The sequence below is a fragment of the Pedobacter sp. genome (assembly GCF_037719805.1).
Classification (GTDB): domain Bacteria; phylum Bacteroidota; class Bacteroidia; order Sphingobacteriales; family Sphingobacteriaceae; genus Pedobacter.
On record NZ_JBBJLZ010000002.1, the window covers coordinates 262,138 to 287,977 of the forward strand.

Annotated in this window: 21 protein-coding genes, 1 tRNA gene and 1 pseudogene; 13 read left to right on the forward strand and 10 right to left on the reverse strand. The window is 40.6% G+C overall.

The features are described from left to right. Window positions 1-5: 5 nt before the first annotated feature. The 5 genes from serC to rpsO form a co-directional block, all read right to left on the reverse strand. Window positions 6-1,070, reverse strand: coding sequence for a 3-phosphoserine/phosphohydroxythreonine transaminase (gene serC / locus WKF66_RS06335; protein ID WP_489673582.1), 1,065 nt, complete (start codon window positions 1,068-1,070; stop codon window positions 6-8). Window positions 1,071-1,116: 46 nt separating this feature from the next. Further along, the gene (locus tag WKF66_RS06340) at window positions 1,117-3,504 is read right to left on the reverse strand and encodes a TonB-dependent receptor (protein WP_489673583.1); all 2,388 of its coding nucleotides are present in this window, start codon (window positions 3,502-3,504) and stop codon (window positions 1,117-1,119) included. A gap of 3 nt (window positions 3,505-3,507) precedes the next feature. Next, window positions 3,508-4,182: a ribulose-phosphate 3-epimerase gene (rpe, locus tag WKF66_RS06345; RefSeq protein ID WP_489673584.1), complete on the reverse strand. Its 675-nt coding sequence runs from the start codon at window positions 4,180-4,182 to the stop codon at window positions 3,508-3,510. Between the two features lie 88 nt (window positions 4,183-4,270). Further along, on the reverse strand, window positions 4,271-6,418 hold the full coding sequence (pnp, locus tag WKF66_RS06350) for a polyribonucleotide nucleotidyltransferase (protein ID WP_489673585.1): 2,148 nt from the start codon (window positions 6,416-6,418) through the stop codon (window positions 4,271-4,273). Window positions 6,419-6,535: 117 nt separating this feature from the next. After that, entirely contained in the window at window positions 6,536-6,838 is a 303-nt protein-coding gene (rpsO, locus tag WKF66_RS06355; protein ID WP_489673586.1) for a 30S ribosomal protein S15, read from the reverse strand. 123 nt (window positions 6,839-6,961) lie between these two features. Here rpsO and WKF66_RS06360 point away from each other — a divergent pair, with 123 nt between their 5' ends. Further along, window positions 6,962-7,381: an acyl-CoA thioesterase gene (locus WKF66_RS06360; protein WP_489673587.1), complete on the forward strand. Its 420-nt coding sequence runs from the start codon at window positions 6,962-6,964 to the stop codon at window positions 7,379-7,381. 4 nt (window positions 7,382-7,385) lie between these two features. After that, the gene (locus WKF66_RS06365) at window positions 7,386-8,786 is read left to right on the forward strand and encodes an MATE family efflux transporter (protein ID WP_489673588.1); all 1,401 of its coding nucleotides are present in this window, start codon (window positions 7,386-7,388) and stop codon (window positions 8,784-8,786) included. Here the strand turns inward: WKF66_RS06365 and WKF66_RS06370 are convergent. From WKF66_RS06370 to WKF66_RS06380, 3 genes are all read right to left on the reverse strand, one after another. Continuing rightward, window positions 8,773-9,183, reverse strand: coding sequence for a DUF983 domain-containing protein (locus WKF66_RS06370; RefSeq protein ID WP_489673589.1), 411 nt, complete (start codon window positions 9,181-9,183; stop codon window positions 8,773-8,775). The two genes, WKF66_RS06365 and WKF66_RS06370, sit on opposite strands and share 14 nt — an antisense overlap. A gap of 74 nt (window positions 9,184-9,257) precedes the next feature. Beyond that, the gene (locus WKF66_RS06375) at window positions 9,258-9,845 is read right to left on the reverse strand and encodes a Crp/Fnr family transcriptional regulator (protein WP_489673590.1); all 588 of its coding nucleotides are present in this window, start codon (window positions 9,843-9,845) and stop codon (window positions 9,258-9,260) included. Between the two features lie 182 nt (window positions 9,846-10,027). Then, entirely contained in the window at window positions 10,028-11,014 is a 987-nt protein-coding gene (locus WKF66_RS06380) for a D-alanine--D-alanine ligase (protein WP_489673591.1), read from the reverse strand. 102 nt (window positions 11,015-11,116) lie between these two features. On the opposite strand from WKF66_RS06380, the gene WKF66_RS06385 reads away from it, so the two are divergent. From WKF66_RS06385 to WKF66_RS06405, 5 genes are all read left to right on the forward strand, one after another. Continuing rightward, window positions 11,117-11,884, forward strand: coding sequence for a PASTA domain-containing protein (locus WKF66_RS06385; protein WP_489673592.1), 768 nt, complete (start codon window positions 11,117-11,119; stop codon window positions 11,882-11,884). An 11-nt stretch (window positions 11,885-11,895) separates the two neighbouring features. Then, window positions 11,896-12,951 carry an endolytic transglycosylase MltG gene (gene mltG, locus WKF66_RS06390; protein ID WP_489673593.1) on the forward strand — a complete coding sequence of 352 codons (1,056 nt, stop codon included), beginning with the start codon at window positions 11,896-11,898 and terminating at the stop codon, window positions 12,949-12,951. A 1-nt stretch (window position 12,952) separates the two neighbouring features. Continuing rightward, window positions 12,953-13,360: an acyl-CoA thioesterase gene (locus WKF66_RS06395; protein ID WP_489673594.1), complete on the forward strand. Its 408-nt coding sequence runs from the start codon at window positions 12,953-12,955 to the stop codon at window positions 13,358-13,360. A gap of 6 nt (window positions 13,361-13,366) precedes the next feature. Next, window positions 13,367-14,365, forward strand: coding sequence for a YihY/virulence factor BrkB family protein (locus WKF66_RS06400; protein WP_489673595.1), 999 nt, complete (start codon window positions 13,367-13,369; stop codon window positions 14,363-14,365). Window positions 14,366-14,459: 94 nt separating this feature from the next. Beyond that, window positions 14,460-14,546 (forward strand) — tRNA-Ser (locus WKF66_RS06405). Between the two features lie 176 nt (window positions 14,547-14,722). Here the strand turns inward: WKF66_RS06405 and WKF66_RS06410 are convergent. Next, window positions 14,723-16,257: pseudogene (locus WKF66_RS06410) on the reverse strand (IS1182 family transposase). Between the two features lie 600 nt (window positions 16,258-16,857). Between WKF66_RS06410 and WKF66_RS06415 the strand changes: the two are divergent. Beyond that, window positions 16,858-19,077, forward strand: coding sequence for a response regulator (locus tag WKF66_RS06415; protein WP_489673596.1), 2,220 nt, complete (start codon window positions 16,858-16,860; stop codon window positions 19,075-19,077). 190 nt (window positions 19,078-19,267) lie between these two features. On the opposite strand, the gene WKF66_RS06420 is transcribed toward WKF66_RS06415, so the two are convergent. Then, window positions 19,268-19,795, reverse strand: a complete 528-nt coding sequence (locus WKF66_RS06420; RefSeq protein WP_489673597.1) for a cupin domain-containing protein — start codon at window positions 19,793-19,795, stop codon at window positions 19,268-19,270. A gap of 163 nt (window positions 19,796-19,958) precedes the next feature. Here WKF66_RS06420 and WKF66_RS06425 point away from each other — a divergent pair, with 163 nt between their 5' ends. The 5 genes from WKF66_RS06425 (at window position 19,959) to WKF66_RS06445 (ending at window position 25,818) form a co-directional block, all read left to right on the forward strand. After that, window positions 19,959-20,264 (forward strand): DUF4385 family protein, encoded by a 306-nt coding sequence (locus WKF66_RS06425; RefSeq protein ID WP_489673598.1) that lies wholly within the window; start codon window positions 19,959-19,961, stop codon window positions 20,262-20,264. A gap of 165 nt (window positions 20,265-20,429) precedes the next feature. Then, window positions 20,430-22,574 carry a glycoside hydrolase family 43 protein gene (locus WKF66_RS06430; RefSeq protein ID WP_489673599.1) on the forward strand — a complete coding sequence of 715 codons (2,145 nt, stop codon included), beginning with the start codon at window positions 20,430-20,432 and terminating at the stop codon, window positions 22,572-22,574. A 92-nt stretch (window positions 22,575-22,666) separates the two neighbouring features. Continuing rightward, window positions 22,667-23,374, forward strand: a complete 708-nt coding sequence (locus tag WKF66_RS06435) for an NUDIX hydrolase (protein WP_489673600.1) — start codon at window positions 22,667-22,669, stop codon at window positions 23,372-23,374. Window positions 23,375-23,444: 70 nt separating this feature from the next. Next, entirely contained in the window at window positions 23,445-25,127 is a 1,683-nt protein-coding gene (locus tag WKF66_RS06440) for a ribulokinase (protein WP_489674217.1), read from the forward strand. Next, window positions 25,120-25,818, forward strand: a complete 699-nt coding sequence (locus WKF66_RS06445) for an L-ribulose-5-phosphate 4-epimerase (protein ID WP_489673601.1) — start codon at window positions 25,120-25,122, stop codon at window positions 25,816-25,818. The genes WKF66_RS06440 and WKF66_RS06445 overlap by 8 nt, the downstream gene beginning before the upstream one ends. The last annotated feature ends 22 nt before the right edge of the window (window positions 25,819-25,840 follow it).

Here is a 25,840-nt window from a genome sequence, read left to right on the forward strand (position 1 = left end):
TTTTCTTATTGATGTTTTTCTGCAAAAATCTGCATTAAATCTATTAATGTATGGACACTAGTGATAGGAAGAGCATTGTAGATAGATGCCCTAAACCCTCCTACACTTCTATGGCCCTTTAAGCCTTCGATATCATTCTCTTCCACAAATTTCAAGAATGGTTTTTCCAATTCAGGATTTTGCATCACAAAACAAACATTCATTCTTGAACGATCTTCTACAGCACAAGTACCTTTAAAAAGCGGATTCCGGTCAATTTCAGTATATAGGGCATGCGCCTTAGCTTTGTTTTCTTTCTCAATTTCAGCAACGCCACCTTTCGATCTTAACCACCTGAGGTTCAACATTGCCGTATAAATTGAAAATACAGGAGGGGTATTGTACATAGATCCTCCATCAATTTGAACTTGATAATCAAGCATTGAAGGGATTTTTCTACCAGACTTACCTAAGATTTCGTCTTTAACAATAACAACCGTTAAACCTGCCGGGCCAATGTTCTTTTGAGCACCCGCATAAATAAGATCGAATTTTGAAACGTCAATTACACGACTCATGATGTCTGATGACATATCGCAAACAACTGGAATGGACGTAGCAGGAAAATCAAAGATCTCTGTGCCATAGATCGTATTGTTAGAGGTACAATGGAAATAAGCACTGTCTTCAGGAATGGTATAGTCCTTTGGTACAAAAGTAAAGTTAGACTCTTTGGAAGAAGCTACGATGTTTGCTTTGCCAAAAGTGGAAACTTCTTTAATCGCTTTATTAGCCCAAACACCGGTTTCCAAATAACTTGCGGTTCCACCTTCAGGTAACAAATTCATGGGTACCATTGCAAATTGCAAACTTGCGCCACCCTGTAAAAGTAGTACTGAATAACCTTCAGGCACATTCATCAACTCTTTGATAAGCCTTGTTGTTTCTTCAACCACATTTTCAAACTCTGGAGTACGGTGTGATATTTCTAAAATGGATAAGCCATCCTTAAAATCTAAAACTGCTTGTGCTGCTTGCTTAAATACTTCCTGAGGTAAAATACAGGGGCCTGCGCCAAAATTATGTCTCATTTTATATTTGTTTATTATGGTAAATGTAACAGTTTTAAATTATTTATCATTTCGAATTCTTGAACTTTATCATCAGTTTAAGGTTCAATTGCCGACCAGTTAAGTAGTTCGGAATCGCATATTGTACGTTGTTTACATCCTTTAACCATAGATATGAAACGGTGTTATTTATGTTCAGCAAATTAAATACTTCCACGTGAGCGGCAAGCGAACTAAAATACCTGTCAAGCAAGGGCATTCTCCTCTGTATCGCATCATCCAGAAAGTCTTTCGAAAAGCCGATATCAACCCGCTTGTAAGCAGGTATGCTGAAGCTATCAGAATACCTTTGCAATAGCGGAGCTCCAACGGGAAGTCTTGAACCGTATAACATATTCAAATGCACCTTGTAAGTAGGACTATTTAACAGCCTGTCTTGAAAGTAAACGGAGAAGTTAACGCGTTGATCAGTAGGCCGCTTCAGATACCCAGTCTCGTCGCCAACAATATCCTGATTAGCCTTCATGAATGAAACCCTGAAATAGGATATCAAGTCCTTAACGAATTCACCCCCTACACTAAAATCGGCGCCGTAAGTGTACCCTTTAGCAACCTCATTGGCAAGGTACTTTATCCGGACATTGTCCAGCATATACGGGATCAATCGGTCCTGATATTTCACATACAATTCCGATGTAAACTTGAGCCTGGTACCTAAGCCATCAAAAGCATAGTCTAAGCCCGTAGACGTATTATAAGACCGCTGTGCTTTTTGGCTTGTATTAAGCACGCCATCAAAAGCCCTGATACTTCTGTAGTCGGGCGGCTGCTGATAAACCCCTGCAGTAAACCTCCAGATTTTATTATTGGTAGCTGGCCTGTACGCCAGTAACAGACGTGGGCTAAGCAACAGCTGCTGGTTACCTAAGCTATTAAAGCTGGCTCTTAGACCGAGTTGCAGCACAGTATTAGAACTCACCTCATAACTATCCTGAATATACGCGGTCATGTTTTGAATAGAAATTCTGTTCTTAACATCGATGGGATTATTCTGATAAAAGCTCTTAGGTCCCTCAATAATATATCCCGCTGAGTCTATTAAGCTATACTCATTCAGGTTATCAATATAGTTTTTATGTTCAAACCGGGCTCCTAATGAAAATGTATGATTTTCATACGTTTTATCCGCTTTTAACCCCGTGCTAAACGTCTGGGAAACCAAACTATTCCGGGCATAATTGGTGTAACTTCCAATACCCCTGTTCGTACGGATCACGCCGAAGTTGCCGTTGTTAGTTTCTTCAAAAAGGTATTGCCCCTCAATATCTATGCGCTCATCCTCCAGGATCCGGAAATAACTATTTATCCATTTTATGACTAAATTCGACCTGGGAAACCAGGTAGCTGTAATTGCTCCACCAACAGTAGTATATTCATCCAGCTCTTTACCGCTGTACTCGGTTGCTAAACGAAGGCGGGTATCCAGCGTACCAAATTGGGTCTCCCTACTCTCCGGCAACAACTTAAAGACCCCGCTGTTATAACTCCCTAAGAAACTCAGACTAAAATTCGCTGACAAAAACTGGCTATAAACCAATTGAAAATCCTTAAAACTCGGAACATAGCTGCCCTTATCATCCTGGTTATTTAAAATGCTGTTGTTATTTTTGTATCTCAGCCCTGCCAGCAGAAAGCTATTGCGACCTACCAGTTTTGAACTAATAGATGCACCAAGCAGACCTAAATTTAACACGTGTTCATTGCTGTCCGGCCGCTCATACTTGACATCCAGTACCGAAGAAAGCTTATCACCATACCTGGATTCAAAGCCTCCTGCAGAAAACTTTGCCGAGCTCAAAAGATCGCTGTTGATAAAACTCAAGCCTTCCTGCTGACCATTCCGGATTAAAACCGGCCTGCTGATCTCCACATCATTTACATACAAAATATTTTCATCAAAGTTACCCCCCCGCACGCTGTACTGAGAACTCAGTTCATTGTTTGTGGACACCCCTGGCAATGTTTTCAGAATGATTTCAAAGTTTCCAGAGGCTGAAGGCATACCTGAAACTTCCTTAACGTTAAGGAGTATACTATTGCTCAACTGATTTTGCTTGTTTGTAATCGTTACTTGCTCCAGTTCGTTGATGTTACTAACTAAAACCACATCCTTATTTATTCTTCCGGCCTTATCCTGCTTAATCTCCACGAGCAGCGGGTTATAACCTAGTAAGGTGAATTTTAAAGTAAATGAAGTTGTAGAAGAATATATGTCGTAGGTGCCATTTTTATCTGTAGTCGTGTACTGGCTCTGACCCAGAACACTAACGGTAACCTTAGACATTAATACCCTTTCACTGTCTCTCACTACACCTGTAACCTTGACCAAAGGTTGGGCAGTTACCATTCTGACTCCGGTAATTAGAAAAAGCAATAACAACCAGAGGCGAAGCATCAACTAAATTGATTTGAAGGCTTCAGTATCGCTGTTCTTTAATAAAGAAATCATGTCTGTGGGAGAAGAAGCCGCAAATACAGCGTTCCCGGCAACAAATACGTTAGCACCTGCAGAAACTAGTTCCTGAATATTATGCATTCCAATTCCACCATCAACTTCGATAAGCAGATCGGGATTAACAGTGGACGCCATACTTCTCAATTCCCGAATCTTATTCAACGTATTAGGGATAAATTTTTGCCCGCCGAAACCTGGATTTACCGACATGATCAACACCATGTCCAAGTCAGTCAAAATATCTTTCAGCAACGACACAGAAGTATGCGGATTTAATGCCACTGACGCCTTACATCCAGCATCATGGATAGCTTCGATAGTCCGATGCAAATGGATACACGCTTCGTAATGAACGGTAATAACAGCCGCACCAGCTTCAGCAAAGCGCTCAATATATTGTTCTGGATGAACAATCATTAAATGTACGTCGAGAGGCTTCTTTGCATGTTCAGCAACAGCTTTCATCACGGGAAACCCGAAGGAGATGTTTGGAACGAATACGCCATCCATAACATCTACATGGACCCAATCTGCCGCACTAGTATTGATCATTTCAATATCCCGCTGCAAGTTACCGAAGTCAGCAGAAAGAATAGATGGGGCGATTAAGTGTTTCATACAGTAAATATAATTAATAATGCTGTTTAACGAAAAAACCTCTGCGGAGTGCAGAGGTTTTCATAATTTATGTGATTAAACTAATCTACTAAACTGTTTTATTTTCAGTTCCAGCTTCAGCTCTCGGTGGACGAGGCAATAAAGCTTTTCTTGAAAGTTTCATTTTTCCTTGTTTGTCGATATCTAAAAGTTTAACCTGGATTTTGTCGCCTTCTTTAAGAACGCCATCCATGGTTTCTAAACGCTCCCATGCAATCTCAGAGATGTGCAAAAGGCCATCTTTACCTGGCATGATCTCTACAAATGCACCAAATGGCATAATAGATTTCACTTTACCATCGTAAGTCGCACCTATGTCTGGTTTAGCAGCAATAGCATTGATACGTGTAACTGCAGCATCAATAGCAGCTTTATTATCAGCAAATATTTCAACGATACCTTTGTTTCCAACCTCTTCAATAGAGATAGAAGCACCGGTTTCACGTTGCATTTCCTGGATGATTTTACCGCCTGGGCCGATTACTGCACCAATGAATTCTTTGTCAATAGTTAAAGAAACGATACGTGGAGCGTGGTCTTTGTAATCTTCACGAGGTGCAGAAATGGTTTTCTTCATCTCTTCTAAGATGTGCAAACGAGCTTCCTTAGCTTGGTTTAATGCAGCAGTCAGTACTTCCCACTTCAAACCATTGATCTTTAAATCCATCTGACAAGCAACAATACCTTTTTCAGTACCAGCTACCTTGAAGTCCATATCACCCAAATGATCTTCATCACCCAGAATGTCTGAAAGGATAGCATACTTACCAGTTTTCTCATCAGTGATCAATCCCATAGCAATTCCAGAAACTGGAGCTGTGATTTTGATACCTGCATCCATTAATGCTAGTGTACCAGCACAAACAGTTGCCATTGATGATGAACCGTTTGATTCTAAAATATCAGAAACGATACGAATTGTATAAGGGTTTTCTTCTAATCCTGGCAATACTTTCTTCAACGAACGCATTGCTAAGTTACCATGACCAATCTCACGGCGACCAGCACCACGATTTGGACGTACTTCACCAGTTGAGAAACCAGGGAAATTATAATGCAATAAGAATTTGTTGTATCCATTAACGAAAGCACCGTCAATCATCTGCTCATCATCTTTAGAACCTAAAGTAACAGTAGTCAGAGCTTGAGTTTCACCACGTGTAAATACAGCTGAACCGTGAGCAGAAGGCAAATAACCTACTTCACTCCAGATCGGGCGTACCGTACGAACGTCACGACCGTCTAAACGAATTCCTTCATCTAAAACAAGGTTACGGATCGCATCATATTGTACATCGTGGAAGTATTTTTTCGATAAGAAACCGGTTACGTCGTCAATGCCTTCTCCAAGACCGGCAATGAAGTCCATAAGAACAGCACCAAAAGCATGTCCACGTTCCGATTTTGCTGTATTGCTTTTTGCGATGGCGTAAACTTTATCGTAAGTAGCTGCATAAACCTGCTCTTTCAATTCAGGATTGCTATCCTCATGAGAGTACGTACGTTTAACAGTCTTACCTACAGCCTCAGCCAATTCTTTTTGTATTTGAACCTGAACAACAATGGCTTTGTGTGCAAATTCGATTGCTTCAACCATTTCGGCTTCAGAAATCTCATCACATTCACCTTCAACCATGATGATATCATTTTCAGTACCGGCAACAAGGAACTCCATATCGGCGCGTTCCAAATCACTTAAGTAAGGGTTGATTACAAACTTACCATCAATTCTGGCAACGCGAACTTCAGATATCGGCCCGTTGAAAGGGATATCAGAAACTGCAATAGCAGCAGATGCAGCTAAACCGGCTAAACAATCAGGTGTAATATTTTTATCAGAAGAGATCAACGAGATCATTACCTGTGTATCCGAATGATAATCTTCAGGGAACATTGGGCGCAATGCACGGTCAACCAGACGTGAGATTAGAACCTCATAATCTGATAATCTTGCTTCACGACGTAGGAAACCTCCAGGAATACGGCCAGCGGCAGCATATTTCTCTTGATAATCTACAGATAACGGTAAAAAGTCAACACCAGATTTTGCGCCTACTGTAGAAACTACAGTTGCCAATAACATAGTATCACCCATCTTTACCACTACAGATCCATCAGCTTGTTTAGCTAATTTACCTGTTTCGATTTCAACTATTCTTCCATCACCAAGGTCGAACGATTTTTTTATAACATTCATTTAAAATTAGTTGTGGTGTGTTTTCCTCTTTCGACACACCGGATTTATATATTGTATTTTACTTTTCAAAGTAAAAAAGCCATCCTCAAAGAATGGCTTTTAATGATATTGTTACGCTTACTTACCGTCTCTAGTTCCTAGAGGCTTAATGATATCTCTTAAGCCTAAGCCTTTGATGATAGCACGGTAGCGATTGATATCTTTCTTAAATAGATATGCCAGGATACCACGACGTTTACCTACTAATTTTTGTAGTGATAACTGAGTAGAGAAATCTTTACGATTTTTCTTTAAATGCTCTGTCAAATGCGCAATACGATACGTAAATAACGCTACCTGACCTTCTGCAGAACCCGTGTTAGTTTCTACTTCGCCGTGTTGTTTAAAAATCTCGGCTTTTTTTTCTGTACTTAAATACATTCTTGAATGATACTAAAGTGTTTATGGATTAATTAATTAGGTGCAAAGATAGGCTAAGTTTTAAAAATAAGCAATAGACTGTTTGATTCAATTTTGTATATTTTTGTTAAATTACCAAGACCAATGGAGAAAACACAGTATAGTATTTTTGAAAGTGAACTCAGAGTTCGTCCGGATGATATCGACATGTTTAATCATGTACACAACAGCAAATATTTTGACTACGTTTTAGCTGCCAGGTATGATCAAATGGCCGACTTCTATAAAATGCCAATGGAGTCCTTTTTAAGTAGCGGGTTTGGCTGGGTGGTAAGGACAGCGCTAGTTGACTTTAAACGGCCTCTTATTTTGGGCGATTTCATAAAAGTCAGAACAGGCATCCTCACCATAAATGAGAAAGGCTGCAGGGTACAATTCGAGATTGAAAATAAGCGCACTGGTAAAATCGCTTCAGATGGTTGGTTCGACTATGTTATGATTGATACCACCACAGGTAAAGGCTGTAAAGTGAATGAAGAAATGATAAAAGCATACAGTATCTAATAGATTGGAATTAGCAAAAATACTATCGGTAATTAAACAGTCGCTAAGCGGCAAAGAGCTTGACTTCACAGAAGGTAGTATTCGTCTTTCCGTGATCCTGCTTGCGATTCCGATGATGCTGGAAATGGCAATGGAATCTATTTTTGCGCTGGTAGATCTTTATTTTGTCGGCCATTTACACAACAGCAGTATTGCGATACAAACCGTGGGATTAACGGAATCTGTACTTACCATTATTTATTCTCTTGCCGTAGGAATGAGCATGGCAGCAACTGCCGTTGTTGCCCGTAGGATTGGAGAAAAGGATCCAGTTGCTGCATCTAAAGCGGGTATGCAATCTATTGTGGTTGCCATTGCAATAAATCTTGTCTTAAGTGTTTTTGCATTTATCTACGCAGCTGACATTTTAACTCTAATGGGTGCCTCTCCGCAGACTGCAGCCGAAGGCGTAACGTTTACCCGAATTATGATGGGAAGCAGCACTATTATCGTTTTGCTATTCCTGATCAACGGTATTTTCAGAGGTGCCGGGAATGCAGCAATCGCGATGAAAAGTCTTATCATCGCCAACCTGTTTAACATCATCCTGTGTCCCGTTTTAATTAATGGTTTGGGGCCGATTCCAGCATGCGGATTAACTGGCGCCGCCATTGCGACAACAATTGGCAGAGGATTAGGTGTTTGCTATCAGCTGTACCATTTATTCAGTGGAAAAGGTTCACTCAAGCCCAAATTGGCTTATTTCAAACCTCATTTCGAACAAATAAAAGCATTATTAAAAATCGCGACACCAGCGATCTTCCAGTTTGTAATTGCGTCTTGTAGCTGGATATTTCTGGCTCAACTTGTAGCGACGACCGGCGGTGATCATGGGTCCGCAGGTTATCAGACCGCCTTGAGGCTAATGATGTTCTTCATGCTACCTGCGTGGGGAATGAGTAATGCTGCTGCTACTTTAGTGGGACAAAACCTTGGCGCTAAAAAGGTAGATAGAGCAGAGCAATCCGTAATGAAAACAGCAAAGTACGTCGTCATCTACATGATTATCGTTATGGCGCTTACCTTCGCCTTTGGAGACTATTTTATAGCCTTTTTTACAAACGACTCAGCAATCAGAGCTGTTGCCCGAACGGCCTTAAACATCATGAGTGCAGGATATATTTTCTATGGAATCGGCATGGTATTGATCAGCACTTTCAATGGGGCCGGCGACACCTGGACACCAACAAAGGTCAACTTCTTTGGATTTTGGTTGTTTCAAATACCCCTAGCCTATTTTCTCGCAAAGTACCTTGAGCTGGGTCCGAAGGGAGTTTTCATTGCAATACCCGTTGCGGAACTAGGGATTGCGCTTGCCGGTTTCCTACTCTTTAAGAAAGGAAAGTGGAAGACTATAAATGTTTAGAAATAGTTTCATTTGTTTCTGGTACATAACCAAGTCCGGGAGTAAGCCAGTGCAACAACATCACTCTCGAATACCTGTAGTTAAAAGGCGCAAAAAGCAACACACAAACTACAATGACCCCAATGTAGCCCCACAGGTTCTCAAACGTTAGTTCCATGCCAAGAATATAGGCTCCAACACAGATCGCAATCATCTCGGCGACATTCATCGCATAGCTGATAAACATAGAGACATAAAAAAAGCCTGGCTCACGTTCGAAACGAAGTCGGCAGGAAGGACAATATTCATTAGTTACCTGTCCTTTAAATGAAAACATCGGACCAGAAAAGATAGCGCCTTTACGGCATCTCGGACATTTACACTGTATTACGGCTTGAATCTTAGATACTGGCTTCATGTGCTTGTTGTTTTCGATCTATTATACGGATAAGCAAAGGTAGCAAGTCCGTCGAACTAATTTTATGATCTGGATCATATTAAATCCTTAACAATTTTGCCTTTGATAAGTTTAAAGCCGTTTTGATTGCGAGGTTGTTTGATAAGACGAATAACTGTTTCAACTCTTAACCCCGCCATATCGGCCAACTGTTGCCTGGTGACCTTTAATTCCTGACCCGGAGCCACCTCTTTTAATAAAAAGATAAGTAACGTTTTGACCCGGTGATCGGCATGCTCATTGGCCAGTTCTTCCAGCATCATTGACTTGTAGAATAACCGATCGCTCAAAGTTAAAATTAAACGCAAGCTAAAAGCCCTGTCTGATTCCAGAAAATCAAAGAACTCAGTCTTGCTCACAGAAATGATCTCCGAGTCTTGAATCGCAATCGTATACGCCAGATATGGCTTATTAAGTAGCAGCGCAGGCTCGCCAAAATACTCATTATTTGTAAAAATTCCTTGTATGAACTCTTGTCCCTCACTATTAACCGTCACCATTTTCACTTTACCACTTTTAATAAAGTATACAGCTCTTGGCTGTGAGTCCGGATGGTAGATCGTTTCGCCTTTCTTATACAGAGAAACTTTGAACTGCCTGTCTAATAAATATTTAATATTCATTATTAAAATGTTTTCGCTGTAGGTTCAGTAGGGGTTCAGTAGGGGTTGAGTAGGGGTTCAGTAGGGGTTGGTTTATCCCTGGCCGAATCAACCCCTACTCAATGCCCAGTCAATAGCGGTCCACATACAAATTGATAACAGGTTAAAAAGATGCTAAGAGGTTACAAAGACAAGCTAAAAGGCTAACCAATAGTTTCCCTAATCAGCTTAGTATAAAAATCATTGAGTTTCATACCCATAGCAGCTACCTGCTGAGGGATAAAGCTTGTTGCCGTCTGTCCCGGTATGGTATTAATCTCTATGAAATAGAAACCTTCCTCATCTCCTGAAAGTATGAAGTCCATTCTAACTACTCCCCTGCAGTTGAGTTTCAAATAGACTGCCTCAGCAATCTTAGCTACACGATCTCTGGTTTCAGGTCTTATTTTAGCAGGGGTAGTCTCTGTAGCTACACCCGGAGTATACTTGGCTTCAAAATCAAAGAACTCCTTTGCAGTCTCTACTTCAGTCGCAGGTAACACAGTTATCTTACCATCTAATTTCACAACTCCGACGGTAAATTCTCTTCCAGAAATGAACTCTTCGATTAAAATCTGAGTATCTTCAGCAAAAGCTTTCTCAATAGCTTGCTTAAGGTCATCGGCATGGGTTACCTTACTCATACCAATACTACTACCACCGTTGTTGGGTTTCACGAAGTACGGTAATTGTAAATCCCGTTTGATCTGCTCGACGTCGTAACCAGCGTCTTTAAAGATTTGAACGGACTTTGCAACATTCAGTTGATAGATATCAGCTACAATCGCTTTGGTATAACCTTTGTTCATGGTTATAGCTGAAGTTATTGCATCACAGGTAGTATAAGGCAGGCCAAGCATATCAAAATAGCCTTGTAGCTTGCCGTCCTCTCCAGGAGATCCGTGGATAGCGATAAAAACCCCATCGAATTTGATCTTTTTGCCATTTAGCATCAAAGAAAAATCATTGCGGTCAATTGCAATCTTTACAGAGTCTGCCGGCTCGTAAAACCAGCCCTGATGCGTTAGCATGATCTTATAAACATCGAACTTATCTGCATCCAGATTGTGTGCAATAGTAGCAGCACTTTTCACAGAAATTACCCACTCTCCGGTAGTACCGCCGGTTAGCAATGCGATCGTTTTTCTCATATCTACAAAGATAAATTAGTTGTGGAGATGTTATTTTAATTCTATTAAAAATATTTTTTAGCCTAAATTTGGTGTTTGTACCTATTTGAATAGAAAAACAGCATGGCTAAATTCATTTCCTATCTTAAAACTAAATCTTTCCGATCAAATTTGACCGCAGCAGTCATTACCGTTGCTGTAATCATTTTTGTCGCCTTTTTTAGTTTGAGATATTATACCAAACATGGACAAGGCCTGAACGTTCCTGCATTAAAAGGACTATCATTTACTCAGGCAGTGAGCAAACTGGAGGATTTGGGACTACGTTATGAGGTTGATTCTGTTTACATCATGGATACCCCTCCGGGCACCGTGATTGATCAGGATCCAAACGCAAATACCTTCGTCAAAGACAACAGAACAATATACCTGACGGTAAGTATGAACACCGCTCCAGACGTGAAATTCCCTGATGTTGAATTCAAACCCTTTAGTCAGGCAAGAGCCATCATCGACAGCTATGGTTTAAAACTAGGTGATACCACCTACAAAGCTGATGTAAGTAGAGATGTGGTGCTCGAAGTGAGCTTTGGTGGTCAACCATTAAGTGTAGGTCAGACCATTCCGAAGGGATCAAGAATCGACTTCGTATTGGGCGATGGAAAAGGCGATGAAGAAGTGGATATCCCGATGCTGATCGGCTTAACAAAAGACGAAGCAATATTCTCTTTAAGAGGTTCATCTTTGAACTTAGGAATGATCATCTACGAAGGCGATATCACAGATACCGCATCAGCCATGATCGTTAAACAAGATCCCTTTTTGACTGATTCGATTACTAAAATCAAGAAATTTACCCCAGTAAATATTACCTTATCTAATAAAAAATAACAGCGTATTTTATGTCAGAAGAGCAAAAACAAAGCGGAACTTCAAAAGGAAAGATAGTTATCGCTTTATTATTGGCAATCCTGGTTGTTGGTGGATATTATGGAATAAGTTTCTACAATGTATACTTCGCACCAAATACCACTGGCAAAAGCAAGTATGTGTATGTGCGGACAGGATCTTCGAAAGAAGATCTTTTTAAGGAACTTAGTGACAAAGGAACGTTAGATAACGTGGAAACTTTTAGCAAGGCTGCTGAAAAGATGGGATTAGGTAAATCATTAAAACCCGGACGGTATAGAATTGAGAAAGGCATGAACAACAGGGCCTTAATTAACATGTTAAAAGCAGGTAATCAGGAGCCTGTAAAACTGAAGTTCCAGAACATTAGGATGAAGGAAAACTTTGCCGGCTATTTATCGCGCAACCTTGAACCCGACTCACTGACATTTTTAAGTGTGCTGGATTCGACAGCATTGCTTGAAAAGTATGGCTTCAATGCCGACAACAGTTATGTGATGTTCATTCCGAACACTTACGAAATGTATTGGAATACCCCGGCGTCAGAGTTCTTCAACAGGATGCATGCAGAATATGATAAATTCTGGACTGCAGATCGTAAAGCGAAAGCTGCGTCTTTAAACCTCACTCCTATTGAGGTCTCGATCTTAGCTTCTGTTGTAGATGCAGAAGCCCTGTATGACAAAGAGATGCCAATCATTGCTGGCCTTTATCTTAACCGGCTTAACAAAGGTATTCTGCTTCAGGCGGATCCTACGGTTATTTATGCGAATGGCGATTTCACAGTGAAGAGGGTTACCAATGCCTTATTGAATGTGCAATCAAAATACAATACCTATAAATTTGCTGGTCTGCCTCCAGGACCAATCATGATGCCGAGCATTAATGCCATTGATGCAGTTCTGAACAAGAACGACAACAACTACATCTACATGTGTGCGAAGGAGGACTTCTCCGGATACCACAATTTTGCGGTTACGGTGCAAGAGCATGAGCGCAATGCAAAGAAATATAGAAATGCATTGAATAAAAGAAACATTTTCAGATAACATGTACTCACACACTACGAAAATAAGGGTTCGATATGGAGAGACCGATCAAATGGGCTACATGTACTACTGCAACTATGCTCAGTACTATGAAGTTGGTCGTGTGGAGATGCTGCGAAGTCTGGGAATGGATTATGCTGCAATGGAAGCGAGCGGCATTATGTTGCCTGTGCTCGATTTGAGCAGCAAGTTTATTAAACCAGCCCTGTACGATCAGGAGATTACTGTAAAGACAACTGTCGATCAATTACCAGGCATCAGAATTCACTTCAAGTATGAGCTTTTTAATGAAGCTGAAGAGCTGATCAACATCGGCGCAACAACATTAGTATTCGTAGACATGGCTAAAAACAAGCCTTGTTTGCCCCCGCCGGACTTCATGGGTAGGATTCAACAGTGTTTTAAATAAGTTAATATGGATTGGGTACATAAACAACTCTTAAAAGTTAGAATATATGCGTTGTTTATTGACTGGACAAAGGTATGCATCCTTCCCGGCTTTAGTCCCCTACCCCTTTATACGGTAGCTACTTTCTTTTTTAAAGAGATAGGTAAAGACTCATTAGTCAACAAGGCATCATCGCTTGCTTACAACTTTATGCTGGCTATATTCCCCGGCATTATCTTCCTATTTACACTAATCCCTTTCATTCCCAAATGGGGTGGTTTAAACTTCCAGGATAAACTGATGGAGCTGATCATCCTAATCTTACCACAAGATGCATACGGGGCCTTCAAAACGACGCTAGAAGAGATCGTTCTGAAGCAGAACGGAGGCTTGCTATCCTTTGGATTTATTTTGGCGCTATTCTTCTCAACAAACGGCGTGCACAATCTAATGATGGCCTTTAATAAGTCCTCCTTAATCATTGAAACGCGTACCTGGTTCAAGCAGAGACTGATCGCCATTGTACTGACTATAATCATTGCCTTATCTGTGATTGTCTGCATCATAGCAATGACAATTGGGGAGTTCGCTTTAAACTATCTGAACTCAAACCTTAATATTCGGGACGGCCTTGCAACCTTTGCAATCCAACTAAGCAGATGGGCACTCCTGGGAACCCTTTATTTTGTGACCATTTCAATACTATATCGTTATGGCCCTGCTCATGCGAAGAAGTGGCGCTTTTTTAGTGCTGGGTCTTGGCTGGCGACTATTCTGGCTTTTCTCACAATCTGGGGATTCTCCTTTTACATTAACAACTTTAGTTCCTATAACAAGATCTATGGATCAATCGGAACTTTGATCGTAATAATGATCTGGCTTTACTTGAATTCTTTGATCCTTCTTGTCGGCTTTGAGCTGAATGCGAGCGTTGACCTTTCAAAAAGGAGCGTTAAAATCATCAAGCCGAACTTCAATTTGTTTAAAAAACCGGCTTCTGTGGAAGATAGGCTAACCAGGAAATAACTTTTTCTGTCTCTGTTTTAAGCATTTATCGATTTCAAGCGAAAATATTCTCATCACTGTTTGCATAATAGAGTTCAATTTGTACTTTTGCAGCGGAGAGTTGGCAGAGTGGTCGATTGCGGCAGTCTTGAAAACTGTTGACTTGTCAAAGGGTCCGCGGGTTCGAATCCCCCACTCTCCGCGGAAAGCAATATCAAAATGCATGAAAAGAGGCTGTATCATTGAAGAAATGATCAGCCTCTTTTTTTATACTCTGTTCTTCTGATTATTTATTTTGTCCGAGACTTATGTTTCTTTCCTAAGTCTAAAAATGATTTTTAGGGCTATTAAATTCAATAAAAAGGCTGTTAAGATCTTTTAAGCTACTTTTTTCCTTAAGTTCTGTGCGATTGCCAATAACCCCCATTCTATTTCTACTTTTGCCTTACCACGTAGCATGAATCTTCGGAACCCATGGTTTTGCTTGATATTTGCGAAGACTGGTTCTACATCGAAGCACCGCTTTTTCCGATGCTTTATTCCTTCTTCAGTATTTAACAACTCGTGGGCGCGCCGTTTTTGCTTTCTCAAGTTTACATTTACGTCAATAACCCGGTTGCCTTTTGCCTTATGACATGCCCCGTTTAGCGGGCAGTTTGTGCAGTTTTCAGCGTGGTATCTTCTATAGGTTTGTATAAAGCCTGTACTGGTTTTATTGATTGCATCACCTATATAATGCATTTGCTGGCCTATCGGGCAGATATAGACATCTTGCTGATTGTTATAAAACAATTTCTCTGCCGCAAAAGGGAACTTGTTGTTATAGTTATCATCCTGCCCTTTATCAAAGCTGTTGTATTTCACATACCCTGTTATCTGTTTTGCTTCCAGCAAACTGTAATTTCTTCTGATCCATACCCCGCATCTGCGGTGATTACCTCGGGTGCTCTGCCAAAACTATTTTGGTGTTGTTCTAAATGAGCTTTTAAGGTGGTCGTATCGGTTGGGTTGTGGTGGATTGTATAATTAACGATGAATTGGTTCGAGCTGGAGATTTGAACGTTGTACCCGGGCTTCAGCTGCCCGTTCAACATGTGGTCCTCCTTCATCCTCATGAAGGTGGCATCGGTATCGGTTTTACTATAGCTGTTTCTTGTCTTCAGAATAGCCTCCTGCTGCTCGTATTTCTCAATGTTCACAGGAAAGTTCTTGTTGATGTAGCGGAGTTTGGCTTTTACTTTCTTATCCACCTTATCATTATCTGCCAGCACTTTGTTAAGCTTCTCAACCGTCGCCTTAACGCTTTCTTTATTAATATTAGTTGCTGTAGGCGGCTCTGGCATCAGGTCTTCATCTGCTGCAATATTCTGGGCATAGTTCCAGATCTCTTCCAGCTGAGTTTTCATCTTTTCCTTGTTAGTCTGGATTGACTTCTTCCAGACGAAAGTGTATTTGTTAGCATTAGCTTCGATCTTAGTCCCATCGGTATAAACCTGATCTATGCTCAACAAGCCCTCTTCGGCTAAAAGTTTTACAACCTCTTCAAATACGTTACGCAGTGCATGTTTAAGACGTACACCCCGAAAGCGGTTTATAGTGTTGTGGTCTGGCTTGCTCATTGCACTCAGCCACATAAAGGGTATTCTTTCCTTACAAGCCTCAGCAAGCTTTCGACTTGAATAGATGTTCGTCACATAACCGTATACCAATACTTTTAGGAGCAAAAGTGGATGATAGTTAGAACCTCCACGCACATGGTAAGCTTTCAGTAGCGGTTCAATGTTTATTGCGTTGATTACATCATTGACAACCCTTACAGTATGGCCGGCTGGTATCAACTCATCAAAACTGGGAGGAAGGGCCATTAACTGGTTTTGGTGGTAGGGCCTGAAAACAGGTTTATTTGCTGACATTTTCGCTCTGTTTTATTACTTAAATATAAGAAAATCAACAGATTAAATCAAATGCAGAGTGAAAAAAAAGTTAGTGCTGAAATCTGAACAAGGGTTCGAACCCCTTCGGCTCCACGTAAAAAAAAGAGGCTGATCATGATTTATGATACAGCCTCTTTTTTGTTTTATCAACGCAAGTAAGCCTAAATAGATTTTTGAACCTAGCATACTTTTGTCATAAATCGCTTAGCTATTCAAATGCTTGAATACATCAGCATTACAATCATAAATTAGAACTAATGCCTTCTCCAAAATAGTAATAGTCATTACTTTAGAAATAGACTACGGTCTAAGTTCAACTTTCTTCATAATTTGCTTGCTTAGTATATTGCTAAACTTTTCGTAATGCCAATATATAATCATACCTTTTTAAATCTAGTCTTTAGTTAGACAAACTAACCAGTATAAAACCAAGGCACCTAAATTGCATTCGTCATCAAGAAAAAACAACTAATGGTTGATAATCTCTGTTGTAGCTGCGCTAATTCCTGAAAGTGGAATTAGAAAAACAGCTATAGAAATTCAAATTGCATAATAAAAAGCTGATTTCACTTAATTGCTATGGACAAGTTCAAAAAACTAATTAAGATAACTGTATCGCTGGTTTTTGTCGTCCTAATATTTACTTGTTTTGGATTTTATTACATCAGTCTTAAAACAAATCAGGACGATGCTCGGGAAGAAATAGAAAAAGTATCAGAAAGGCAGCAGATTCTTAGTCAACAAATTTTGAAAAATGTTTTACTTGTCTTAAACGACACTTCCTTTTCCCGTATCGAGCTTCGGGAAAACCTACGGGAATTTCAAATGCAGCACCGTTTTGTTTGCCAGCACGTAGTAAATGCAAGCCTTGGAAGTGATAAGGAAAAAGTACAGCTAATTAAGCTTATAAAAGCGGTAACTCCCGCTTATGACCATATTGTACGCACTGCAGAAAAAGCCTTAAGCTCAGATTTAAATGCTTTATCCTCTAGTCGTTCTTTTTCGAGGGTCTTAAATGACAGTGAATCTAAATTCTTAGATAAAATGAATTTAGTAAGCAAAATTGCAAGATCTAACCAAGAACTGGTAGATGAACAAATCTTTAGGTTGAATATGTTCATACTTGCTGTATTGGTCGTCTCGCTTGTTACCCTTGGTTTGCTTGTGATTACACCAATGTTTAAGAAAAGTATAAGGCAGTATCGAGATCTGCTTATCGCTAAAGACGCTGCTGAAGCTGCAAATAAAGCCAAAAGCGATTTTATGTCTAACATGAGTCATGAACTCAGAACGCCTATGAACGGCATCATCGGATTTACCGATCTGGTGTTAACTACCAAGCTTTTGCCTGCACAAAGAGAGTATTTGGAACTTGTTGGGAAATCATCTTATATATTACTGGATATCATCAATGACATTCTTGACTTTTCAAAAATGGAGGCTGGCAAATTTATCATTGACCACCTTTCCTTTAGCCCGCGGGCTATTATAGAAGAAACCGTAGATGTCATGTCCATTAAGGCTCATGAAAAAAACATTGAGCTTGTCTGCAGTATAGATCCACGGTTGCCACTACAGCTTATGGGTGACCCGAGTCGAATTAAACAAGTTCTGACAAACTTGTTGGGCAACGCACTTAAATTTACACCAAAAGGAGAGATTCTTGTAAGCTTACACGCTGAAAATGGAGTATATGAAAGAGGTAATGTAAAATATCTTGATTTTATAATCGCGGTTAAGGACTCAGGAATCGGTATCGCCGCATCTAAGCTACAAAAGATCTTCGAAAGCTTTACGCAAGCTGACGGTTCTACAACGCGTACCTATGGCGGCACTGGCCTTGGACTCACCATCTGTAAAAACTTGATTGAATTAATGGGTGGAACGCTGGATGTAGAGAGCGACCTGGGGAAAGGTAGCACCTTCATTTGCCATCTCACCCTTGAGGTAGTAAAGGAAGATTTAGACACCAACCCCCTTCCCAAGCCTTTGTTGAAGAACGTGCTGGTGGTAGATGATAATCCGACGAACTGCTGCCTGATGAAAGGCATATTTGAGTTCTTAAACATTCCATGTAAAACATGTCTCAGCGGCCGAGAAGCGCTTGTCATGATCAAAGACTCGATAACAGAGGGTAAAATGTTCGACCTTATTGTTACCGATCATCAAATGCCAGAAATGGATGGGATAGCACTGGTAAAAAAGATAAAAGAGTTGGATGAGCGATGTGCCAGTCCTTTTATCCTTATGCTTTCATCTTTAGAAATGGATCTGTACCGACAAGAGGCCGAAGGTATAGGTATTCATAAATTCTTGTCAAAACCCGTAAAACTCCATGGTCTGACTACTATTTTAATGGATATTTTTGACAACACTATGGCAAATAAACAAACATATGGAGGTGACGCAATCGAATATTTTAAGGATGCTAAATGCATATTAGTGGCCGAAGACAATGCAATGAACATGATATTGATCTGTGAAGTGCTGATCAGAATGGGATTTCAGGTTTTGAAAGCAACTACAGGTGCACAGGCGCTCGAAATTGCTGCAAAACAGAATCCGCAACTTATCTTCATGGACATCCATATGCCAGTCATGGATGGGTTGGATGCTACAGTAGCGATCCGCAATTTGCCGGAGCCAAATCGGGATGTTATAATTGTTGCCCTTACTGCAGACGCAATGAAGGAAGATATGGAAAAGTGCCTCGCCGTTGGTATAGATGATTATGTGGCTAAACCTTTTCGGATATCGGAGATTGAGCAGATTTTGAAAAAATGGCTAAAGAAAATATAGTTGAAAAAAATTAACTTCCAGCTAGTGAGTAGATCTTTATAATAGAAAAATCTTGCTGTCGTTTTCTACCACCGAATATCGATAAAATTTCAGACTGTCTTTTCTCAAACGGGTAGTCAGCAACACGTTTTTCAATGTTTTATGCTACAAATGACTAATTAATCGCACTAGCAGAATTCATAAATTGCTGTTAGCGGTTCTCTCGCTTATTCCAGGAACTGAACATTGCACCGGCTGCATCACCATACAAAGGGTCATGCTGAGGCATAGGCAACGAATCGACTTTATGCAGCACATTTTCCGGCCGCTCATCCTCTAGTTTAATCAGATCGGGTTTCATCCCATCAGGATAAGCACCCACAACAGCAAAGTCATCACTATTGCTGAGCGCAATATGTCCAGTACCAGCAGGTAAAACAATTACATCACCAACGCGAACGTGCAGCTTCTCACCCATTGGCCCGCCTAGCTGCAACATGGCATTACCAGCATAAACGCCTAACACTTCGTGAGTGTTGGTATGGTAATGATGATAATTATACACCCGCCATCGAAAGGCATTGCTCCACCCGTTCTCTGCAAACCTGTGTTGTAAAAAGTTAGCAGCAGCATCACCTTCCCTATCCGATACATGATGGTAAACAATGACTGGGTATTTACTATTGGGAATAATCCCGTCATCAATGAAGTTGTATAGATCAAAAGAGGCCACTGTCATCGTTAGTTCTTGGTTTTACATCTCATGAACCGATTTCTTCCACAAACCAGAAAGAATGCTAGTGGAAGATAATTGCATAATCACCCAACACTTCCTAATAAGATATAGTTTCCGACCTAGATAATTCAATAAAGTACTTATCAACGAACGGAATGTTAAGCTTATGTATAGATACACTTCGCAAACCCTTTTACTCGGATTCATCACCGAAAGTGATCACTGGAAACCGAATATCGACTATCGTCAACATCCTGAGGTCTACAGAGTAGATAAAGGTGAGCAGGGTGTACTATCTCCTAACCTTACAAAACGGAAATTCGTAAACACTGGTGGTTTAAAACTCCAGACATTGCAACTGAAAGCAATCAGATCATCCTCGAACTTTTTAACAAATACCTTAAGGAAGGTGAATGTGGGCATGGACATGGGCTCTTGCTTGTCGGGCTTAAGCAGTAATAATAAATATTAAACGTTTATGTGACGCTTAATATTTTATTATATTCGCACGTCATCAGAAGAACTTTATGAATTAATAAAGGCCAGCACTATCAACGTTTTAAAAAAACCAAAACTTTAATAATCACGGCATAAGTTTCCAGACAAATCTCAACCCAATAAAACAACAGACTTTGAAATGAGTATGTATAAAATTAAACTAACAGTACTAACTTTTCTAATATCACTTCAGTGTATTACGCTCCGTGCACAATCACAGAAGTTCAGTTCGTACCTTTTTGTATACTTCACCGGGAACGAAAAGGCAGAGGAATCTATTCGTTTTGCGCTTAGCAACGATGGATTTGTATATAGAGCATTAAATAATAACCAGCCTGTTATAAGTTCCGAAGCTATCAGTTCAACTGGCGGCGTTAGAGATCCTCACATTTTACGAGGTGCCGATGGTAAAACTTTCTATATGGTCGTCACGGACATGACCTCCTCCAAAGGATGGAATTCTAACCGCGCTATGGTGCTTTTGAAATCTAAAGATCTGCTAACATGGACCTCCAGTGTGGTCAATATTCAAAAAAGGTTTACGGGGCATGAAACTCTGAATCGCGTTTGGGCACCTCAAACCATCTATGATCCTATAGTAGGAAAGTATATGATTTATTGGTCAATGCAACACGGAAGTGGCCCGGATATCATATACTGGGCTTATGCAAACAAAGACTTCAGCGACTTAGAAAGCGAACCTAAGCAGCTGTTTGTTCATCCAAACGGCCATTCTTGTATTGACGGAGACATTATTTACAATAATGGAAAATACCACCTTTTCTTTAAAACAGAGGGCAAAGACCTTGGTATTAGGGTTGCTATCTCGGATCAATTGAAAGAAGGATACGTCTTACAGCCTGGCAGCGTGCAGCAAACCACCGATCCTGTGGAGGGCTCCGGCGTTTTCAAACTAAATAATGGATGTGGATACATCATGATGTATGACTTATACACCAAAGGAAAATACCAGTTCACTCAAAGTAAAGATCTGAAGAACTTCAAAGTGGTAGACAATTCTATCAAAATGAACTTTCATCCGCGCCACGGTACGGTTTTACCTTTGACCAGTGAAGAAGCTGCGCGCTTACAAAAAAAATGGTATAACCCTGATCAGTTCATTAATTCAGTTCAAAGCCCTAAAGTTAAGCTCAACAATATAGTGGTCGATACCAGTAAATCCCTCGTATATCTACCTGTGAAAAGCATTGCTGAGCTTAGTGCTTTGGATCCAAAATTCGTTATGTTTCCAGGAACTCAGATTAATCCTAAACCACCATACAACTTAAGTAAAGTACCGGTGAAAATTAAAGTTAACGTTCCAGGAAATTCGGCAAAAACATATGAGATTAATGGTTCAGTTGATTTAAATCCGGTATTAGACGGATATTATGCGGATCCAGAGATCATGTACTCCAAGAAGACCGGAAAATACCACATTTATCCCACCTCCGATGGCTTTAATGGCTGGTCTGGAACTTACTTCAAGTCATTCTCTTCATCGGATCTGGCAGATTGGAAGGATGACGGGGTGATCCTTGATCTCCCAAGAGACGTTAAATGGGGAAAACGGAATGCTTGGGCACCAACAATCATAGAAAAGGAGCGTGATGGAAAATACCTTTATTACTACTATTTCACTGCTGCTCAAAAGATCGGAGTCGCAGTTGCAGAAAATCCCTCCGGGCCATTTAAAGATAACGGCAAGCCACTGATATCCGGACGCCCTAAAAACGTTAAAGATGGACAGGAGATAGACCCTGATGTATTCGCCGATCCTAAAACTGGCAAAAGTTACCTTTACTGGGGAAACGGATATATGGCTGTAGCCCCCCTAAATGAAGACATGATGTCCGTAGATACCGCCGCAATTAAAATAATCACTCCAGATCATACGTATAGAGAAGGGACAGAGGTATTTTATCGCAAAGGAAAGTATTACTTTTTATGGTCAGAAAATGATACTCGCGATGCAAATTACGGCGTTCGCTATGGCACATCAGATTCGCCTACAGGAAAAATTAACGTTCCCGATAACAATAGAGTGCTATCAAAAAACGAGCAGTTAGGCATATATGCAACTGGTCATAATTCCGTTGTTCATGTCCCTGGAAAAGATGAATTCTATATTGTTTATCACCGTTTCACCCGTCCAAATGGAATTAAAATGGGTGACGCTGCAGGGTTCAACAGAGAAGTTTGCATTGATAGACTCACTTTTGACGAAAACGGGAACATTATACCAGTAGTACCGACCTTAAAAGGTGTACGCATCAGTAAGTAGTTTCATGGATAACTTCATTAGACTATTGCTTCTTTCTTATTGATTTAAACAAAGCTATATTTGGCAATTACAATTATTTTCAGTTAAGATAAATGACTAAATATTCTCAGCAGTCACACGTATTGCTCGCCGTCGATTGTATCATTTTTGGATTTGATGGCAATGACTTAAAGATTCTGCTGATTAAAAGAAGTTTTGAGCCTGTTACCGATCATTGGAGTTTAATGGGGGGATTTGTGACCGCGACAGAAGATGTCGATGGTGCAGCAGCGCGAATCTTGCTGGAGCTTACAGGTCTTGAAGACGTCTATCTTGAACAGTTTAAAACTTATGGTCATCCAGACAGAGCTCCTATGGAGCGAACCGTGTCAGTTGCCTATTTTTCCTTGATTGATATTCATAAATACGAAACTCAGATCAGCGACAGGTACCACGCCGAGTGGTTCTTATTGAGCGAAGCACCAGAACTCATTTTTGACCATGACCAAATGGTGGAAGATGCAAAACGTAAGCTTAGGTATAAAGCGGCGCTTCACCCCATTTTATTTGAACTGCTTCCTGAAAAATTTACTATTCCTCAGTTACAGAGCTTATATGAGCAGGTTTACAATACACAAATTGACAATCGAAACTTCATCAGGAAACTAAGTTCAACTGGATTACTTATTAAACTAGATGAAAAAGATAAGTCTGCATCTAAAAGAGGAGCGTTTTACTTTCAGCTTGACCATATCAAGTATAAAGAAAAGTTCCATTCTTTCCTGAACTTTATGCCTAACCCCGAGAACATGATCAGTTAGATTTAAAATAATTACAAAGAAGTTTTTAAATCTTAAATATTAAACGTTAATTAGACGTTTAATATAGATGATGAGTACAACCAAATATGTAATTGGCATTGATTATGGATCTGATTCTGTAAGATCTGTAATCGTTGACGCCAGCACCGGCCAAGAAGTTTCTTCGTCCGTGCACTATTATTCAAGGTGGCAGAAAGGGCTTTATTGTAACCCCTCTGCAAACCAATTCAGGCAACACCCGCTTGACTATATCGAAGGCTTAGAAATCACTATCAAAGATTGTATTGAGAAAGCTGGCGGCAAAGAGATTGTCGGGCGGATTAAAGGGATTGCTGTGGATACTACTGGTTCTACGCCTGTAGCTGTTAACGAGCAGGGCGTTCCCCTTGCGCTTGTTCCAGGATTTGAAGAGAATCCCCATGCAATGTTTGTTCTTTGGAAAGACCATACAGCCATCAAAGAAGCGGCTCAGATTAATGAACATGCTTTGAAGTTTGAAACAAACTATCTGAAGTATGTAGGAAGTATTTATTCATCCGAGTGGTTTTGGGCGAAGTTACTTCGCACATTAAAGGTTGATTCTCAAGTGAAATCTGCCTGCTATTCTTGGGTGGAACACTGTGACTGGATTCCATTTCTTCTGACCGGTGGAACAGACGCCAAAGAAATGAAACGTAGTCGCTGCGCTGCCGGGCATAAAGCTTTATGGGCCGAGGAATTCGATGGCTTGCCTCCTAATGACTTTTTTGCATCACTGGATCCTCTTTTGGACGGATTTAGAGAACGGCTGTTTGAAGATACCTATACCTCTGATCAATCCGCCGGTCATCTCAGTCGGGAATGGGCAGAAAGATTAGGTCTAGAGGAGTCTGTTGTAGTGGGAGTAGGTGCATTTGATGCACATATGGGCGCTGTTGGCGGACAAATTGAACCCTATCACCTTAGTAAAGTTATGGGTACTTCTACTTGTGATATCCTCGTTGCTCCAACTGTTGATATTGAAGGCAAGTTGATTAAAGGCATTTGCGGACAGGTGAATGGTTCTGTAATCCCCGGAATGGCTGGTCTGGAAGCTGGTCAGTCTGCCTTTGGCGATGTATACGCATGGTTTAAAAGTATTTTGGCCTGGCCAATCAAGAATCTTCTAGCAGACTCTGCTTTTATTGATCCTTCTAAACTAGCAGCACTGGAGGAAGAAATGCTGGACAAGATTATACCATTATTAAGTGAACGGGCAGCATTGTTGCTTAATACAGAAGACGATGAAATGGCAATCGATTGGTTGAATGGCAGAAGAACTCCGGATGCCAATCAAGGTTTAAAGGGAGCTATTTATCAATTGGATCTTGGTAGCGATGCACCAAAAATGTTTAAGGCACTTGTCGAAGCCACCTGTTTTGGAGCAAAAAACATAGTTGACCGTTTCATCTCTGAAGGTATTCCGGTTAAAGGTATCATCGGTATTGGAGGAGTAGCTAAGAAATCTCCATTTGTGATGCAAATGATGTCTGACGTTTTAGACATGCCTATCAGGATCCACAAATTTAACCATACCTGTGCCTTAGGAGCCGCAATGTTTGCTGCTGTGGTTGCAGAGATTTATCCGACAATAGAAGATGCAATGTCGGCCATGGGAAGCGGTTTTGATACCGAATATCTTCCCAATGCCGCAAACAGGGAATATTTTACAAAAAGATTTGCTCAGTATAAATCGATGGGAAGTTATTTAGAGGCAAACGTTCAACATGGGTAATTATCACAGGATTAGAGAAGAGGCCTACGAGGCCAACATGCAGCTTCCAAAATTAGGGCTAGTACTGTTCACTTTCGGGAATGTAAGTTCGGCAGACAGAGATCAAGGCGTATTTGCGATCAAGCCTAGCGGTGTACCCTATGAAGATCTAAGTCCGGATAGTATGGTTATCGTCGACTTCGATGGAAATACGATCGAAGGAGACCTGAGACCATCCTCTGATACAAAAACACATGCCGTTCTTTACAAGCATTGGGACAGCATCTCAGGCATAGTCCACACCCATTCTACCTACGCTACGGCATGGGCTCAGGCGCAAACTGATATTCCAATATTTGGAACTACACATGCAGACCATTTAACTGTCGATATTCCTTGTGCTCCGCCAATGGCTGATGAAATGATTGCCGGTAATTACGAGTACGAGACCGGTTTCCAGATCATTAACCACTTTGATCAATTGGGCTTAAGCCATCAGGAAGTAGAAATGATTTTGGTAGGTAATCATGCACCATTTACATGGGGCAAAACAGCTCATAAGGCCGTTTACAATAGCGCAGTGCTGGAGGCAGTTGCACAAATGGCAATCCTCACCAGACAAATCAACCCTCAATCACCAAAACTGAAAGCTGCTTTAATAAAAAAGCATTTTGAACGCAAACATGGACCGGATAGCTATTACGGACAATAATTATTGATAAAATTTAAAGCTT